Annotated in this window: 14 protein-coding genes; 10 read left to right on the forward strand and 4 right to left on the reverse strand. The window is 56.2% G+C overall.

Annotated features, from left to right (window positions below; genetic code table 11):
• Window positions 1-37 precede the first annotated feature (37 nt).
• The 3 genes from icd to V6936_RS00810 all read left to right on the forward strand — a co-directional run bounded on the left by icd (window position 38) and on the right by V6936_RS00810 (window position 4,174).
• Window positions 38-1,294, forward strand: coding sequence for an NADP-dependent isocitrate dehydrogenase (gene icd, locus V6936_RS00800; protein WP_003801112.1), 1,257 nt, complete (start codon window positions 38-40; stop codon window positions 1,292-1,294).
• Between the two features lie 306 nt (window positions 1,295-1,600).
• Entirely contained in the window at window positions 1,601-2,836 is a 1,236-nt protein-coding gene (locus V6936_RS00805; RefSeq protein ID WP_003801110.1) for an acyl-Coa dehydrogenase type 2 domain-containing protein, read from the forward strand.
• Between the two features lie 3 nt (window positions 2,837-2,839).
• The gene (locus tag V6936_RS00810; protein ID WP_131070797.1) at window positions 2,840-4,174 is read left to right on the forward strand and encodes a carboxylesterase family protein; all 1,335 of its coding nucleotides are present in this window, start codon (window positions 2,840-2,842) and stop codon (window positions 4,172-4,174) included.
• A gap of 14 nt (window positions 4,175-4,188) precedes the next feature.
• On the opposite strand, the gene V6936_RS00815 is transcribed toward V6936_RS00810, so the two are convergent.
• Together V6936_RS00815 and V6936_RS00820 are read right to left on the reverse strand one after the other, a co-directional pair.
• Window positions 4,189-5,085, reverse strand: a complete 897-nt coding sequence (locus V6936_RS00815) for a PaaX family transcriptional regulator (protein ID WP_003801106.1) — start codon at window positions 5,083-5,085, stop codon at window positions 4,189-4,191.
• Window positions 5,086-5,234: 149 nt separating this feature from the next.
• The gene (locus V6936_RS00820; protein WP_003801105.1) at window positions 5,235-5,540 is read right to left on the reverse strand and encodes a Dabb family protein; all 306 of its coding nucleotides are present in this window, start codon (window positions 5,538-5,540) and stop codon (window positions 5,235-5,237) included.
• A gap of 277 nt (window positions 5,541-5,817) precedes the next feature.
• On the opposite strand from V6936_RS00820, the gene V6936_RS00825 reads away from it, so the two are divergent.
• From V6936_RS00825 to V6936_RS00840, 4 genes are all read left to right on the forward strand, one after another.
• Window positions 5,818-6,315, forward strand: a complete 498-nt coding sequence (locus V6936_RS00825) for a flavin reductase family protein (protein WP_003801104.1) — start codon at window positions 5,818-5,820, stop codon at window positions 6,313-6,315.
• Between the two features lie 59 nt (window positions 6,316-6,374).
• Entirely contained in the window at window positions 6,375-7,706 is a 1,332-nt protein-coding gene (locus V6936_RS00830) for an MFS transporter (RefSeq protein ID WP_237714414.1), read from the forward strand.
• Between the two features lie 68 nt (window positions 7,707-7,774).
• A complete protein-coding gene (locus tag V6936_RS00835; RefSeq protein WP_003801102.1) occupies window positions 7,775-8,821 on the forward strand; it encodes a hypothetical protein in 1,047 nt (348 codons plus the stop codon).
• A 204-nt stretch (window positions 8,822-9,025) separates the two neighbouring features.
• Window positions 9,026-9,352, forward strand: coding sequence for a tetratricopeptide repeat protein (locus V6936_RS00840; RefSeq protein WP_003801101.1), 327 nt, complete (start codon window positions 9,026-9,028; stop codon window positions 9,350-9,352).
• A 251-nt stretch (window positions 9,353-9,603) separates the two neighbouring features.
• On the opposite strand, the gene V6936_RS00845 is transcribed toward V6936_RS00840, so the two are convergent.
• Both V6936_RS00845 and trxB read right to left on the reverse strand, forming a co-directional pair.
• On the reverse strand, window positions 9,604-10,368 hold the full coding sequence (locus V6936_RS00845) for a Smr/MutS family protein (protein WP_336579255.1): 765 nt from the start codon (window positions 10,366-10,368) through the stop codon (window positions 9,604-9,606).
• Complete coding sequence (gene trxB, locus V6936_RS00850; protein WP_003801097.1) at window positions 10,355-11,311, reverse strand: thioredoxin-disulfide reductase; 957 nt, start codon at window positions 11,309-11,311, stop codon at window positions 10,355-10,357. Before trxB ends, V6936_RS00845 begins: the two co-directional genes overlap by 14 nt.
• Before the next feature lie 43 nt (window positions 11,312-11,354).
• Between trxB and V6936_RS00855 the strand changes: the two genes are divergently transcribed.
• The 3 genes from V6936_RS00855 (at window position 11,355) to V6936_RS00865 (ending at window position 15,783) form a co-directional block, all read left to right on the forward strand.
• Window positions 11,355-13,730, forward strand: a complete 2,376-nt coding sequence (locus V6936_RS00855) for a DNA translocase FtsK (RefSeq protein ID WP_039943203.1) — start codon at window positions 11,355-11,357, stop codon at window positions 13,728-13,730.
• The gene (lolA, locus tag V6936_RS00860; RefSeq protein WP_003801094.1) at window positions 13,720-14,346 is read left to right on the forward strand and encodes an outer membrane lipoprotein chaperone LolA; all 627 of its coding nucleotides are present in this window, start codon (window positions 13,720-13,722) and stop codon (window positions 14,344-14,346) included. The genes V6936_RS00855 and lolA overlap by 11 nt, the downstream gene beginning before the upstream one ends.
• A 123-nt stretch (window positions 14,347-14,469) precedes the next feature.
• Window positions 14,470-15,783 (forward strand): replication-associated recombination protein A, encoded by a 1,314-nt coding sequence (locus V6936_RS00865; protein ID WP_003801092.1) that lies wholly within the window; start codon window positions 14,470-14,472, stop codon window positions 15,781-15,783.
• The last annotated feature ends 86 nt before the right edge of the window (window positions 15,784-15,869 follow it).

Consider the following 15,869-nt stretch of genomic DNA (forward strand, 5'->3'; position numbering starts at 1 on the left):
TAGCTATCCCTAATATTGGAGCACAACTGGAGCATCCATGTCCTATCAGCATATCAAGATCCCCGCGTCGGGGCAGAAAATTACAGTTAACGCGGATTTTTCCCTGAATGTTCCCGATCAACCCATTATTCCTTACATCGAGGGTGATGGTACGGGTGTGGATATTTCGCCAGTCATGATCAAAGTGGTCGATGCTGCCGTTGCCAAAGCTTACGGTGGCAAGCGCAAGATCGAATGGATGGAAGTGTACGCCGGCGAGAAATCCACCAAGGTATACGGTTCCGACGTGTGGCTGCCAGAAGAAACCCTGGATGCCGTTAAAGACTACGTTGTTTCCATCAAAGGCCCTCTGACCACTCCCGTTGGCGGTGGCATCCGTTCCTTGAACGTGGCCCTGCGTCAACAACTGGACCTGTACGTCTGCCTGCGCCCTGTGCGCTACTTCAAGGGCGTTCCTTCGCCTGTGCGTGAGCCAGAAAAGACCGAAATGGTCATTTTCCGCGAAAACTCCGAAGACATTTACGCTGGTATCGAGTTTGCTGCCGAGTCCGAAAACGCCAAGAAGCTGATCGACTTCCTGCAAAACACCCTGGGCGTGAACAAGATTCGCTTCCCCAATACCTCCGGCATTGGTGTCAAGCCCGTGTCCCGCGAAGGTACCGAGCGCCTGGTGCGCAAGGCCATCCAGTACGCCATCGACAATGATCGCTCTTCCGTGACGATCGTTCACAAGGGCAACATCATGAAGTTCACCGAAGGTGGCTTCCGTGATTGGGCTTACGAACTGGCTCAAAAAGAATTCGGCGCCGAGCTGATCGACGGCGGCCCATGGTGCAAATTCAAGAATCCCAAGACCGGTCGTGAGATCATCGTCAAGGATTCGATTGCTGACGCCTTCTTGCAACAGATTCTGCTGCGCCCTGCCGAGTACGACGTTATCGCCACACTGAACCTGAACGGCGACTACATCTCCGACGCGTTGGCTGCACAAGTGGGTGGTATTGGTATCGCTCCTGGCGCCAACCTGTCCGACTCCGTAGCCATGTTCGAAGCTACCCACGGTACGGCTCCTAAGTACGCTGGCAAAGACTACGTGAACCCAGGTTCGCTGATCCTGTCTGCTGAAATGATGCTGCGTCACATGGGTTGGACAGAAGCTGCTGATCTGATCATCTCCAGCATGGAAAAATCCATCACCTCGCGCAAAGTTACGTATGACTTTGCCCGTCTGATGGAAGGTGCGACCCAAGTGTCCTGCTCCGGCTTCGGTGACGTGATGATCGAAAACATGTAATGAAAACAGGCTTTTAAGCCAGTTTTCTACATGACAAACCGCCGACCTTCGGGTCGGCGGTTTTTTTTCGTCCCATGCTTTGGCAGGCTGTTCTGCGCCTTTTTTATTTCTGCTTTTGTGCTCAAACTATTTTTGATCGTTAGTTTTATGCAATTGAAACGGCGGATGAATTGTAATTTTTACTAGGTAAATACCCCTATAAACCCAATAAAACAAGGTTTTTTGTATGTTTTTCTGGTTATTAATATTGCGATTATTTAACGATGGCTATAAATTTGAAATATCAAATAATTCTAAGGAGCGGTTATGGCTATCACAGGAGCACCATTGCTTGTCGAGCGTGAGCGGACGATCGTCACGCAGGCCCCGTCCCGTCAGGAGACAGAGGAGATTCTGGAACGTATCCACGACATCGGCCCGCTGCTACGCGAGTTGGCCCCTCAGGCTGACCGTAATCGCGTGTTGTCAGACGAGACGGTTCAAGCTTTGGAGTCCACCGGAGCCTGGCGTATTTCAGCCTTGAAGCGTTACGGTGGTTACGAGGGTGGGGCCGAGATGCTGTTACAGTGCGCCAGCGCGGTGGGCTATTACGATCCGGCGGCCGCCTGGTGTGTGGTGATTTCAAATGGTTCGGTGATGCTTGCCAATCGTTTCAGCGATGCCATGCTGGATGAAGTGTTTGCGGATGGCCCCATCCGCGCTGCGTCTATCTTTGCCCAGCCCCAAGGCACAGCAAGGCCCGACGGCGAAGGCTGGCGTATCACAGGCAAGTGGCCCTTCGCCTCGAACAGCAATCACTCGGACTGGGCGCTTGGGATTTTGTTCATTAAAGAAAGCGAGCAGGCCGAGCCCACCGTGGGCTTTGTGTTAATGCGTCGTGATGAGTTTGAAATTCAGGATACCTGGTACACCATCGGTATGCGCGGTTCGGGCTCCAACACGATGGTGGCTGAAAACCTGTGGGTGCCTAAAGAGCGACTGATTACCTTTCAGCAATTGATGGGGGATGTACAGGAGCAAGACCCTCTGGCCACATTTGGCCGTCGTTTGACCCCGCATTTGACCATGTCGACCTGCATTCAAGCGCCATCGTTAGGTGCGGCTCAGGCCGCGATGGATTTCACCAGCGGCGTCAGTGGCAAGCGTGGCATTACCTACACCCATTACACGAAACAGTCGGACTCAGGGGCGTTCGTTCAGAACCTGGGGGCAGCCAGTATTCAGATTGATAGCGCGCGTTTATTGTTGGAGCGCGCTGCAGCGCAGATTGATGCGGCTGCTTCTGGCATAGTGCCCATGCCCTTGGCGCTGCGTGCCCGCCACCGCGCCGGGATCGGTCATGCTGGGCATGAACTGGTGGATGCGGTGAATAATCTGTGCTGGTTGCATGGCACTGCCTCCTTTGCGGAAAACAGTCTGCTGGGCCGCATGTGGCGCGATATCAATACAGGCACTCGCCATGCTTCGATTACGGCACCGATGGGCTACGAGCTTCACGGCAACGGCATGACCGGTACGCCTTATATTTCCAACAAGCTTTAAGCCATGACGGCGACATTGCGGATCCATGCCCCCTCGCGTCGTTGTCGTGCCGATGGCGTGAAAGTGCAGGCCTGGTATGGCCTGCGTTACGCCCAAGGCACGCGCCGTTTTGAAGCGGCGCAGGCGGCGATCGGGCGGATGGCAGCGACATCGCTGGATCAGGTGCCTGTCTTTCCGCAGCGCCCTAGCCGTCTTGCTGCGGTCATGGGCGCAGGCAGTGCCAATCCGCAATCTGAAGACGCATATTTTCTGAATGTGTGGGCACCTGCCCAAGCGCAAGGTCTGCCCGTGCTGTTCTTTATCCACGGCGGTGCCTGGATGAGTGGCGGCGCTTCTTTGGACTGGTATGACGGCACCCGTCTGGCAGCGCAGGGCATGGTGGTGGTCAATGTGAATTATCGCCTCGGTGCCTTGGGGCACTTGGGTGATGCACAAGCGGACGACTTGCCCTTGCCGGCAGCCGATTTGCGCTTGGCGCTCCAATGGGTGAAGGATCGCATCCACGCCTTTGGTGGCGATCCGGACAGGATCACCTTGATGGGGCAGTCGGCGGGTGGCTGGTACGCGCATTTGCTTAGCGTGCTGGAGTCCACACGAGGCTGGATTGATCGTGTGGCCTTGCTCAGCATGGGAACGCGCACGCCATGGTCGCCCGAGCAGCAAAGAAAAACCACGGAACGCGTGCGACAAAGCCTGGGCGATCAGTGGCTGACCGCGGATGTGGATATCGTGATGCAGCACGGCATGATGGCTTTGGACAAAGAACCACCACGTTTGGCTCATGCTCCGTCAGCATTCTTGCCTGTGATCAGTGCCGGGATGCCACCGGATTTATGGAATCCTGACTGGGCGGCGCACGCCTGCCATGCACAGGCGGTGTATCTGCGCTGTACTGCCCAAGAGTCCTCGGTGTTCTTTTTTGACGTGCCTTTTCATCGGCAGGCGACGCAAGAGCAGGTTGATCAGGCGTTGGGTGAATGGCCTGTGGGGGATTTGCCCGCCATTCTGTTACGAAATGGAATGTATCAGGGAGCGGGGTCGGGCCTGACGCCGTATCGGCAAGTTGTTGCAGCCTCGTCATGGTTGCAATTTCAGCGTTTTCCCACGCACTATGCGGCCAGTTTGAAGGCAGCGGGGCATTCTGTGATTTGGAGTGACTTCACGGAACAAAGCCCGCTGGAGGCTGTGTTCAGCGGGCATTGTTTTGATTTGCCGTTCCAGTTTGGCAACTTCCAGGCCTGGCAGGATGCACCCATGATGCAGGGGGTGACGCTGGAGCGGTTTGAGCGTGTCGCCCAGGACTTGATGGGTGACATCGCTCGCTTTGCAGGGGCGTAACGAAAGGAGTGGACTTAGTCCGTCCCGCGGGCCTTCCAGTTTGGAATGGCCTGCTGCACGTGTTGCGAGCTCAAGGGGCTCAGCAGTCGATGCAAGTCACCAAACAGTTTGCGGGCCGAATTGCCTACCCAGTTGTCTGGCAACAGCTCGGGTGCCAGGCCGGGGTCCAGAAAGGGCAGTCGGCGCCAGCGGGTCACCATCGGCATATAGAGGCGGAAGGCTTCCAGAGGGTCGCCCGTGCCTTGGCGCAAAGCGGTTTGCCAGACTTCAACCTCGTCCTGATACGCGTTCAAAAAAGACTGGTACTCATTAGCCAGCTTGTCCCAATTCCACCAGCGGGAGATTTTTTCCTGAATATCGCTCAGGCCGCTAGGCTCACAGGTGAACAGCTCAATATAAGGCCACAGTTGGTGCTCGCGGATGTACTCCACGGCTTCGGCCTGCAAGCGAGCCGGGCCTATATACAAGCCAGCATTTACCGTGCCGAACCCCATCCGTGACAGGCCCGTTCGAATCTTGTGGCGATTCTGACGCTCACTTTCGGGAACGGAGAAAGAGACCAGGAGCCAAGGGTCGCGGATATTCATGGAGGGCGAGGAGAAAATCCGTTCGTCGCCCGCTTGCATGTGAGGCTCAAGCTCGGCGGCCAAGGCATAGCCTTTTCCTGAGGCGGCCGACTGGCTGATCAGCACGCCTTTTTTCTTGAGTCGTGAGATGGCAGAGCGCACGCTGGAGGGCTCTGCGCCCAGATCGGACAGCAACTGAACGACGCTGGCCACGGGGATGGTGATGCCGGCGGGGCGGGCGAACAAACCATAAAGCGTCAGAATGTAATGATGCGGGGCAAGTTGTTCGTGTTCGCCATGGTCGCGGCTGGCGATGAACTCATCAATCGCGATGCTTGCTTTCATTCTGTTTTCCGGTGGTGGGGCGGATGGCTACCCATTTTTGATAGTAGGTTTGCAGCGAGCCATTTTACCGTGCGTACCCCAGCGGCGCTAGCGTTGTCGGATTGGGACTTGCAGGGGGGGCTATGTACCTGAGCGGGCGCTCAGGCGTTTTAGGGCAAGCTTTCCTCCAGCACGCTATCGAGCACCACAATGTCCTGAATGTGCGGGGTGATGGCCTCCAGCATGGCCTGATGAGCGTCGCTTTCTCTATAAGCGTCCAGCGCTTCCTGGGAGCGGAATACCGATAGCAGAGCATGGCTGTAGCGTGCGGAGCTGCGTGACAGATTTGGCACCCACTCAAAGCGTTCTATCCCTGGGCACTCTTGCCGTATGCGGATAAAAGCGTGATCCAGTGTAGATGCCAGCTCGGGCTTAATGGGGGCGTGGGGCGCCATCAAAACGATATGCAGGTACATATTGTCCTTTGCAGAATAGCTTGTTTTGTTGCAAATAAATAATCGAGAAAGATAATACGCAATAAAATTTATATAAATTGTATAGGTCTATAGCTTTTAAAACGACGTTTTTTCATAGGGTTAATACCTAAAATCAATAAACAAACCCTAGTAAAAGCAAATTTGTTATTGCAAATAAATGACGATCGAAACAGAATTGAGTTCAGGTGAGTGAGCGCTAGGAACGCTCTTCACCTATTGGGTTCTGGTTCTTTAACGCCTGAGCAGGGTCATCGTCATGAAAGAAAGCATAAGTGGGTTGGGGGCCAGGGCGGTACGCGAAGCCTTCGGGCATTTTCCGTCGGGGGTTGCAGCCATTGCAGCCGTGCTCGATGGCAAGCCGCACGTCATTGTTGCGTCCAGTTTTTCCGTAGGGGTCTCGCTAGCCCCGCCTTTGGCTGCCTTTTTTGTGCAGAAAAGTTCCTCGACCTGGGCGCTGCTGTCTCGCGCCTCGCGTCTGGGGGTATCCATTTTGAGTGCTGAACATGCGGCTATTTGTCGTCAGCTGGCCGGGCCGGATAAGGACAGCCGCTTCAGCGATGTCGAGGTCGAGCTGACCGAGGAGGGGGCCGTCCATATAAAAGGGGCATCAGTCTGGTTTGACTGCAGTGTTTTTCAAGTGCATCCGGCTGGGGACCACGATGCCGTGCAATTGCTTATCCACGATGTGCAGATCGAGCGCGAAGTCTCGCCATTGATCTTCCATCGCTCTCGTTTCACGCAGTTGGTGGCCTAAGCCGCCGGATCAACAACAAAAAACAAGAAGCATAACTATCACAGTGAAGGGGACATCTCTTGGACGCACCTACATCATCTTTGCGCGAGCAGCCCATGACTGCCGCGCAGCGTCGACGCGTTATTTTGGGGGTTGGGGCGGGCAACGCCCTGGAGTGGTATGACTGGACGGCTTATTCGATTTTTGCCGCCTATTTTGCCAAGCAGTTTTTCCATAGCGAGGACCCGCTGGCCGCATTGCTGGGCACGCTGGCAGTATTTGCCGTTGGTTTTTTCATGCGTCCTCTGGGAGGCATCTTTTTTGGCTGGCTGGCCGACCGCAAGGGACGACGGTTCACCATGACCTTGTCCATGTTGATTACCGCGTTGGGCAGTCTGGTGATCGGCATTGCGCCCACGTATGACATGGTGGGGCCGATTGCCGCTTTGTTCTTGTTGATGGGGCGCTTGTTACAAGGGATTGGTCATGGTGGTGAGGTGGTTTCTTCCTTCACTTATGTCACGGAAATGGCGCCCGCTCATAAACGCGGGCTGTGGTCGTCCTCTGTTTTTGTGTTTGTCACAATTGGCGTGCTGGCCGCGGTCTTGCTCAGTGCCTGCCTGACCAGTCTGCTGGGGGAGGAGGTCGTTCGAGCCTGGGCATGGCGTGTTCCCTTTGTATTGGGGGGTGCCTTGGGAGTGTATGCGCTGTATCTGCGCAGAAAGCTCGATGAAACCCCCATGTTCAAAGCCCGTCAGGCTGCAGCACAAGCCTCGGGCAAAACGGCACGCCCTGGCGCGCGCGTGTTCTGGGCCGAGGTCTGGAAGTACCGCAGCGCCTGCTTGCGTGTATTCGCTTTGTCGGCAGGCGGCACCGTCTTGTATTACGTCTGGGCCATCATGGCGCCGACCTTTGCCATCACCTCCCTGGGCATGCCTGCTGCCAAGGTGATGTGGGTGGGCGTAGGAGCAAATATATTTTTGATCTTGTGCCTGATCTTCTGGGGGGCGTTCTCCGATCGTTTCGGTCGCAAGGTGAACTGGTATTTTTTTTCCATCGGTTCAATCATCAGCATCATTCCATTGACGATGGTGCTGACCGGCGGACAGGGCGAGATCTGGCGTCTGGTGGTATTCATGATGGGCGGCATGCTTCTGATCTCGGCCCCTACCGCCATCATGCCCGCTTTTTTTCCTGAGCAGTTCCCGACACGCATCCGTGCGGTCGCCATGGGGCTGCCGTATTCGGTTGCCGGTGCCTTGACGGGCGGGACTGCTCCCTATTTGCAAGCCTGGCTGCATTCGATCAATCAAAAGCAGGTTTTTGACTGGTATTTGATCGGCCTGTGTGTTCTGGCTTTGTGGGCCACGATTGCCTCGCCTGAAACCAAGGGCAAGGATTTGCACGACTGATGTGCAGAGGCGCCGCCCGGCTGAAAAAGCCGCGCAGCGCCTTTTTTGAATTTTCAAGGAGTAGTGAGATGTTGCGTGAGCATATTGAAGGCAAGTGGATTGCTGATTTTGTAGAAGTGTTTGGACTGTGCAAGGTGCAGCCCGGCGAAATGGCAGTCGTGCTGTCCGAGACGCAATCGCGCTCTGTGCTGGCCGAGCTGGCCGAGTTGGCCCTGACGCAAATGGGGGCACGGGTTTGTCATGTGAAACTGGTCTCGCCACGACTGAAAAGCAATATTGCCCTGCGCTCGACTGGGACTTCCTTGGCTCTGGAAGGCATGGACCCGATAGTCCAGGCTTTGGCAGGCAGCCAGTTCATCGTGGACTGCACCGTAGAAGGGCTGCTGCATTCGCCCGAGCGTGCCGCACTGCTGGCCAAAGGGGCCCGCATCATGATGATTAGCGACGAGCACCCCGAGATTCTGGAGCGGGTCAAACCCAGTCCTTACCTGCAAGGCAAGTGCGATCTTGGCGGCAAGCTGATTACCGATGCGAGTGTCATGCACATTAGCTCCGAGGCCGGCACGGATCTGACAGTCAGCCTGGAGGGGGTGATTGGACGCGGCAGCGCCGGGATTGCCGACAAACCGGGCAGCTTTGGATACTGGCCGGCAGGTCTGTGCATTTGCTACCCCAGCAATGGTAGTGTGAATGGGACGCTGGTGCTCGATAGCGGAGATGTGAACCTGACCTTCAAGCGCTATCTGGAGTCGTCCGTGACCCTGCGTATCGAAAATGATTATGTCGTGGCGATTGAGGGCAAGGGTGTAGACGCTGATTTGATCCGTTCTTATTACGCCAGCTGGAACGACAAGGATGCCTATGCCGTCAGTCACGTGGGCTGGGGCATGGCACCGGCGGCTCGCTGGGATTCGATGGCCATGTACGACAAGCGCGATACCAACGGAACCGAGTTGCGTGCCTTTGCCGGTAACTTCCTTTTCTCTACCGGAGCGAATCCCGCTGCAGGCCGTTTTTCTGATTGCCATTTTGACTACCCCATGCGCAATTGCACCGTGAGTCTGGATGGGCGTGAGGTCGTCAGCAAGGGGGTTTTGCAAGGCGATCTGGCCTAAAGGCGGCACTCGCCGGAGAATGGACCGACAGAGCCTGGCCTGCTGAGGCCGCCTTTTGATATTCCGTGGTACAAAACCAGGCTCAATGCTTGATGGCCGGACCGTTCAAGAGCTATCAAGCTATTTAGGCTTGTGCGAGTCGCTATTGTGTTTTGTACGAAGACAGCGCAACCACGACTTGCTTTGTTTTCAAGGGTACGGATTATGCGTGAAGGACTGGAAAAATTGCTGGTTGCTGGCAAGGATAACGCTTTACTGCGCTTTGGCCTGGGTAACGCATGTATGGGCGAGGGCGATCTGGAGGCGGCTCGCGAGCATTTTTCTAAAGCCGTAGAAATGAATCCGCGTTACACCGCAGCCTGGAAGTTGTTGGGGCGGGTACTGGTCAACCTGGGGCAATTTACGCAGGCGCAGCACGTTCTGGAGCAAGGTCTGGTGATTGCTCAGGAGCAGGGCGACAAGCAGGCAGAGAAAGAAATGCAGGTGTTTTTGAAACGGGCTGTGAAGGGGCAGGGCCCGGCAACCCAATAAGAAGCGCCGAAGGTAGTGGCTGATATTTTCTTACCATGCGGGTATCAGTGCATTCCCTAAGTGTGACACTTTTATAAATGGGGCACAATACGTTCCATGCAGGTGAGGAGACATAGCCCGCAAAGCTGGGCAATAAAGACCGAAGCAAAACGGTCACTACTATAAAAGCAATAGGCAGTACAACATAACAACAACAAAAAAAAGGCCAGCGAAAGCTGGCCTTTTTTACGTCTCTATCCCACGCAGGACAATCAAACGCCGGGCTCAGTCACAGCCTGCAGCAGGAGTTTGACAGCGCCCTGCCCCCCTTCATTGGGGGCACATTCAACATAAGCCAGAACGTCGGGCAATTGGGTCAGCCAGCGACGCACCGCATGGCGTAAAACGGGTTCCCCATTGCGCGAACCATAGCCCGTGCCATGGACAATGCGTACACAGCGCAGGCCATGTTCCAGACAGGAACGCAAGAAATTGTCCAGTCGTTCGCGGGCCTGCTCTACATCCGAGCCATGTAAATCCAGACTGGATTCGATGGGCCAACGATTGCGTTCCAGATCGCGCAAGACATCGGGGCCACAGCCCGCACGCAGGTGCCGGATATCATTGCTCTCAACCTGTGCGCTGACATACAGGTCAGAGGCCTGCGGCAGGGCAGGGGTAGAAGCGGGCGCGCCCACTGCGTGGCGGCGACGCTGCTCCAATTGCTCCGGGCTGGCTGCGGGGCGATTGGCGATCAGGCGTTGGCCGCGCTTTTTCAAGGGCGCCACATCACGCAGGGACTGGCGCAGCCAGGCTCTGTCGCTGGGGTCCAGTAAAGAAACCGGGTCTTGGACTCCCGTGCTGGCAAGGGCTGCTTGTCGGGCTGGCTTGCCACCCGGGTCGGGCGGGCGCGGGCGCTTGCGGGCTTGAGGACGGGCGGGGGCTGGAGGCGGATTGAGATCCTGGCGGACCTGACTTTGCAACTTCTTCAGGTCTGCCAGGCTACGGCCCACGGCTTTGGGTTTATTGGTTTTCATCCAACCAGCGCTGTGCGTCCAGGGCGGCCATGCAACCGCTGGCTGCACTGGTAATGGCCTGACGATAGATATTGTCTTGTACATCACCCGCTGCAAATACGCCCGGAACGGAGGTCATGGTTGCCATGCCTTGCAGACCACTGCGCGTAGTGATGTAGCCGTCGTGCATATCCAGCTTGCCTTCGAAGATACCGGTATTGGGCTTGTGGCCAATGGCGATGAATACGCCGGTCACTGCCAGGTCTTCCGTGGCTTGAGTCTGATTGTTGATGATGCGAGCACCTGTCACGCCGGATGCATCACCCAGTACTTCCTGCAGTTCGCTGTGCAATTTCAGACGGATGTTGCCGTTCTGGACGCGATCCATCAGCTTGTCGGTCAGGATGGGTTCGGAGCGGAAGGTATCGCGACGGTGAATCAGCGTCACGGTTTTGCAGATATTGGACAGGTACAGAGCCTCTTCAACGGCCGTGTTACCACCTCCGACCACAGCCACGTCCTGATTCTTGTAGAAGAAACCGTCACACGTTGCGCAACCGGACACACCACGGCCCATGAACTCCTGTTCTGTTGGCAAGCCCAGGTACTGAGCCGATGCGCCTGTCGCAATGATCAGCGCATCGCAGGTGTAGACTGTGCCACTATCGCCGTGCAGGGTCAGGGGGCGGGTGGAGAGATCGACCGAGGACACCATGTCAAAGATTAATTCTGTTTCGAATCGTTCTGCATGAGCCTGGAAACGTGCCATAAGATCAGGTCCCTGGACGCCCTGGGCATCGGCCGGCCAGTTGTCTACATCCGTGGTGGTCATCAGTTGGCCACCTTGCTCCATGCCAGTGACCAAGACAGGCTTGAGGTTGGCGCGGGCGGCGTAGATCGCTGCGGTATAGCCGGCCGGGCCTGAGCCCAGAATGAGTACTTTTGCGTGCTTAGTAGTCGACATCACAGAAAATCCGAAAAAGACGATCTCCAATTATAATGAGTCCATGGCAAGAATACCTGCAACATCCCCTCGTTCGTCCCGGTCATCCAAAAATGTGCGCAATGGGCCTTCTGCCTTGCAGCAGCGCCTGACAGGATTGCTGCGCGAAGCACGGTGGATCATCTTCGCTGCACTGGCAGCCTGGCTAGGTCTGGTACTGGCAACCTGGGACCCGGGTGATCCCGGCTGGTCGCACTCTGTGCATTCCGGCCTTACACAAAATGGCGGGGGCATCTTTGGTGCCCACATCGCCGATTTTCTATTGTTTCTTTTCGGGCTGACGTCCTGGCTTTGGGTTGTGCTGCTGGTGCAACGCGTTGCCGTGGGTTTTTACCGGCTGACTGCGTTACTTCTGCCCAGCACCAAGAACGAGGACGTGTTGCCCCGAGTGCGATGGGAAACGGGTATCGGGTTTTTCTTTCTGTTTCTGGGCAGCATGGGCCTGGAATCACTCTTTTTTAAAGAGCTAGGCCAGCAGTGGCAGCTTCCGGCTGGCGCTGGCGGGCAGTTGGGCCAATTATTATCGCAACTGTTGGTAACGTCGATAGGCTTTGGTGGTGCTACGTTGGTGCTGATGGGCCTGCTTGCCGGCGGGGCCAGTTTGTTCTTCGGTTTTTCCTGGTTGACGCTGGCGGAACGTCTGGGCGGCTTGATTGAAGGGGCGATTGCCCGGCTCATGACATTTTGGTCGGCCCGTCAGGATCGGCGTGTGGGCGAGGTCAAACGTGCCGAGCGTACGGAAAGCGTCGTGGCCAAGCAGGAACAACTGGTTCATGAGCAGCCTGTTCGGATCGAGCCCGCTTTTGTAGCCGTGCCCAAATCCGAACGTGTCGAGAAAGAAAAGCAGCAAACCTTGTTCAAGGCACCCCGTCAGGCGGGCGAGGTGAGTGATTTACCCCCACTGTCCTTATTGGACCCGGCCGCTGACAATGTGGAGACCGTATCGCCAGAGACCATTGAGTTCACTTCGCGGCTGATCGAAAAGAAGCTGTCGGATTTTGGCGTGGCAGTAACGGTGGTGGCTGCCCAGGCCGGTCCGGTTATTACACGCTACGAGATCGAGCCAGCCACGGGCGTGAAGGGCAGCCAGATCGTGAATCTGGCCAAAGACCTGGCCCGCGCCTTGAGTCTGGTCAGCATCCGGGTGGTGGAAACCATTCCCGGTAAGAACCTGATGGGGCTGGAGCTACCCAACCCTCGTCGTCAAATGGTGCGTCTGGAGGAAATCGTCGGATCGCAGACCTATCACAGCAGTGCATCCCTGCTGACCATGGCGTTGGGCAAGGATATTGCCGGCAAGCCTGTGGTGGCAGATTTGGCCAAAATGCCTCACCTGCTGGTGGCGGGTACGACGGGCTCCGGTAAGTCTGTCGGGATTAATGCCATGATTTTGTCGTTGCTGTACAAGGCAGACCCGGCCGATGTGCGCCTGATCCTGATCGATCCCAAGATGCTGGAAATGAGTGTCTATGAAGGGATTCCTCATTTGCTGGCGCCGGTGGTCACGGATATGCGTCTGGCGTCCAACGCCTTGAACTGGTGTGTGGCGGAGATGGAAAAACGCTACCGCTTGATGAGCAAGCTGGGCGTGCGCAATCTGGCCGGTTACAACGCCAAGATACGCGAAGCGCAAAAGCGTGAAGAGCCTATCCCCAATCCTTTCTCCTTGACGCCGGATGCTCCCGAGCCACTGTCCGTTCTGCCCATGATTGTCGTCATTATTGACGAGCTGGCTGACCTGATGATGGTGCAAGGCAAGAAGATCGAAGAGTTGATTGCCCGTTTGGCTCAGAAGGCCCGTGCGGCCGGTATTCACTTGATTCTGGCTACACAGCGTCCTAGTGTGGATGTGATTACGGGTCTGATTAAGGCGAACATTCCTACCCGTATCGCTTTTCAGGTGTCCTCCAAGATCGACTCGCGCACCATTTTGGATCAGATGGGTGCGGAAACCTTGCTTGGACAGGGCGATATGCTGTATCTGCCTCCTGGCACCGGTTTGCCCAAACGTGTACACGGTGCATTTGTCAGCGATGACGAGGTTCACCGGGTGGTCGAGCATCTGAAAGAACATGGTGAGCCCGATTACATTGAAGGTTTGCTGGAAGGCGCCATCGAAGGAGAGTCGGGCGAGGGCGTCAATCCCATAACGGGCATGGCGGATGCGGAAGCCGATCCCTTGTACGACCAGGCTGTTCAGGTCATTATCAAAAATCGTCGCGCTTCGATTTCCTCGGTACAGCGTCATTTACGTATCGGTTATAACCGGGCAGCACGGCTGCTGGAACAAATGGAGCAGGCGGGGCTGGTATCGGCCATGCAGCCCAATGGTAACCGTGAAATTCTGGTCCCCGCAGGAGGTGCCAAAGATGAAGATTAAGACATTGTTGGCCAGCATGTTGCTGGCTGCCACACCTGCCTTGACCCTGGCCGCATCGGGCGGCGAGCAATTGCGCTCCTTTGTGCAGGATGTACGTGCCGCCAAGGGAGAGTTCTCTCAGCGCACCGTAGACAGCAACGGCCAATCCAAAGGTGCGCCGCAGTCAGGGCAGTTCGTGTTTCAGCGTCCGGGCCAGTTCAAGTGGCATGTGCAGCGCCCTTATGAGCAGTTGATCGTGTCGGACGGCAAGGTACTGTATCAATACGACCCGGATCTGGCACAGGTCACCGAGCGTGGAGTAGATCAGTCTATTGGCGCTTCGCCTGCCGCTATATTGTTTGGTACTGGCAATCTGGAAGATTCGTTCCGACTGGTCGAGCAGGCGTCGCGGGATGGGATGGAGTGGATACGAGCCACGCCTTTGCAAACTGATGCTGGCTTTTCCTATGTGGATATTGGCTTCAAGGGCAGTGAGCCTCGTCGTCTTGAGTTGCAGGACTCATTTGGGCAGACCACCTATATTGATTTCACCGCTCTGGAACCCAACCCCCGTATTAGCGCCAGCACGTTTACTTTCAAAGCTCCCGCCGGCGTGGATGTGGTGTCCATGCCCTAAGGCGTTGTGGCTCTGGTGCCAAGACAGTCAGAGCCAGCGTGCCGTTCGCTTTAGTACCACACGTTTTCAATATAGACCTGGTCTGCTTGGCCAGGTCTTGCCATTTTAGGAAGGGCGATCGCCATGCGTGATTTGTTCGCTCAGGAACCCGCCGCACCCTTGGCCGAAGCACTGCGCCCCAAAACACTGGATCAAGTAGTAGGGCAGTCCCATTTGCTGGGCGAGGGCAAGCCCTTGCGCTTGGCGTTTCAGTCTGGCAAACCCCACTCCATGATTTTCTGGGGGCCACCGGGTGTTGGTAAAACCACTTTGGCTCGTTTGACGGCCAGTGCGTTTGAGTGCGAGTTCATTGCCTTGTCGGCCGTTTTTTCGGGCGTGAAGGATATTCGTGCCGCCATGGAGCAAGCCCAGCACAACCTGACCATGGGCAAGCACACCATCCTGTTTGTGGACGAGATTCATCGCTTCAACAAGTCCCAGCAGGATGCACTGCTACCCTATGCCGAGAGCGGCTTGGTGACCTTTATTGGTGCCACGACGGAAAACCCCTCGTTTGAGGTCAATTCGGCCTTGCTGTCGCGGGCGCAAGTTTATGTACTTAAATCCCTGACGGATGATGAGCTTAAACGGCTGCTGCGCCGCGTACAGGAGCAAAACGCGCTGGAGGGTCTGGAGTTTGAGGATCAAGCTGTTGATACCTTGATCGGCTATGCCGACGGCGATGCGCGACGTTTTTTGAACCTGCTCGAGCAGACCAATACAGCTGCCAAGACCTCGGGCACCGAGCTGGTTACCACAGACTTTTTGCAAAACGCCTTGACCTTGAACTCCCGACGCTTTGACAAGGGGGGCGATAATTTCTATGACCAGATTTCTGCTTTGCATAAATCGGTGCGTGGTTCCAACCCGGATGCGGCTTTGTATTGGCTCACTCGGATGCTGGACGGCGGGGCGGATGCCCGTTATTTGTCGCGTCGTATCATTCGCATGGCTTGGGAGGATATCGGTCTGGCCGATCCGCGCGCCATGCAAATTGCTAACGATGCTGCCTTGACCTTCGAGCGGCTGGGCAGCCCCGAAGGCGAACTGGCCCTGGGACAGGCAGTCATCTATCTGGCCATCGCTCCCAAGAGCAATGCGGGGTATAAGGCCTACAACCAGGCTCGCGCCTTTGTAAAGCAGGATAAGAGCCGTGAAGTACCCGTGCATTTGCGCAACGCGCCGACCAAGCTGATGAAAGAGCTGGGCCACGGTCATGCGTATCGCTATGCTCACGACGAGCCCAATGCCTACGCGGCGGGCGAGACCTACCTGCCGGACGGCATTCCCGACCCCCATTGGTATCAGCCAGTACCTCGCGGTCTGGAAATCAAGATTGCTGAAAAAATGGAACGCCTGCGTCAACTGGACGAGCAGGCCGGTAAAAAAGACACTTAAGACAGGACGGGCGCTTGCTGGGCCTGTCACCCCCGTATTTCCCGATATCCCGCTACTGCGTGCGCTGTGCTGCGCTTGTGGTGGCT

Source organism: Alcaligenes sp. CHO6 (genome assembly GCF_037120595.1).
GTDB lineage: Bacteria > Pseudomonadota > Gammaproteobacteria > Burkholderiales > Burkholderiaceae_B > Alcaligenes > Alcaligenes ammonioxydans.

What these genes read in the sequence shown, in the direction of transcription:
- V6936_RS00815 (WP_003801106.1), bottom strand. Translation starts at nt 5,085, where the DNA reads ATGAAAGCAAGCATCGCGATTGATGAGTTCATCGCCAGCCGCGACCAT.
- V6936_RS00810 (WP_131070797.1), top strand. Translation starts at nt 2,840, where the DNA reads ATGACGGCGACATTGCGGATCCATGCCCCCTCGCGTCGTTGTCGTGCC.
- lolA (WP_003801094.1), top strand. Translation starts at nt 13,720, where the DNA reads ATGAAGATTAAGACATTGTTGGCCAGCATGTTGCTGGCTGCCACACCT.
- V6936_RS00840 (WP_003801101.1), top strand. Translation starts at nt 9,026, where the DNA reads ATGCGTGAAGGACTGGAAAAATTGCTGGTTGCTGGCAAGGATAACGCT.
- trxB (WP_003801097.1), bottom strand. Translation starts at nt 11,311, where the DNA reads ATGTCGACTACTAAGCACGCAAAAGTACTCATTCTGGGCTCAGGCCCG.
- V6936_RS00805 (WP_003801110.1), top strand. Translation starts at nt 1,601, where the DNA reads ATGGCTATCACAGGAGCACCATTGCTTGTCGAGCGTGAGCGGACGATC.
- icd (WP_003801112.1), top strand. Translation starts at nt 38, where the DNA reads ATGTCCTATCAGCATATCAAGATCCCCGCGTCGGGGCAGAAAATTACA.
- V6936_RS00835 (WP_003801102.1), top strand. Translation starts at nt 7,775, where the DNA reads ATGTTGCGTGAGCATATTGAAGGCAAGTGGATTGCTGATTTTGTAGAA.
- V6936_RS00820 (WP_003801105.1), bottom strand. Translation starts at nt 5,540, where the DNA reads ATGTACCTGCATATCGTTTTGATGGCGCCCCACGCCCCCATTAAGCCC.
- V6936_RS00845 (WP_336579255.1), bottom strand. Translation starts at nt 10,368, where the DNA reads ATGAAAACCAATAAACCCAAAGCCGTGGGCCGTAGCCTGGCAGACCTG.
- V6936_RS00825 (WP_003801104.1), top strand. Translation starts at nt 5,818, where the DNA reads ATGAAAGAAAGCATAAGTGGGTTGGGGGCCAGGGCGGTACGCGAAGCC.
- V6936_RS00855 (WP_039943203.1), top strand. Translation starts at nt 11,355, where the DNA reads ATGGCAAGAATACCTGCAACATCCCCTCGTTCGTCCCGGTCATCCAAA.
- V6936_RS00865 (WP_003801092.1), top strand. Translation starts at nt 14,470, where the DNA reads ATGCGTGATTTGTTCGCTCAGGAACCCGCCGCACCCTTGGCCGAAGCA.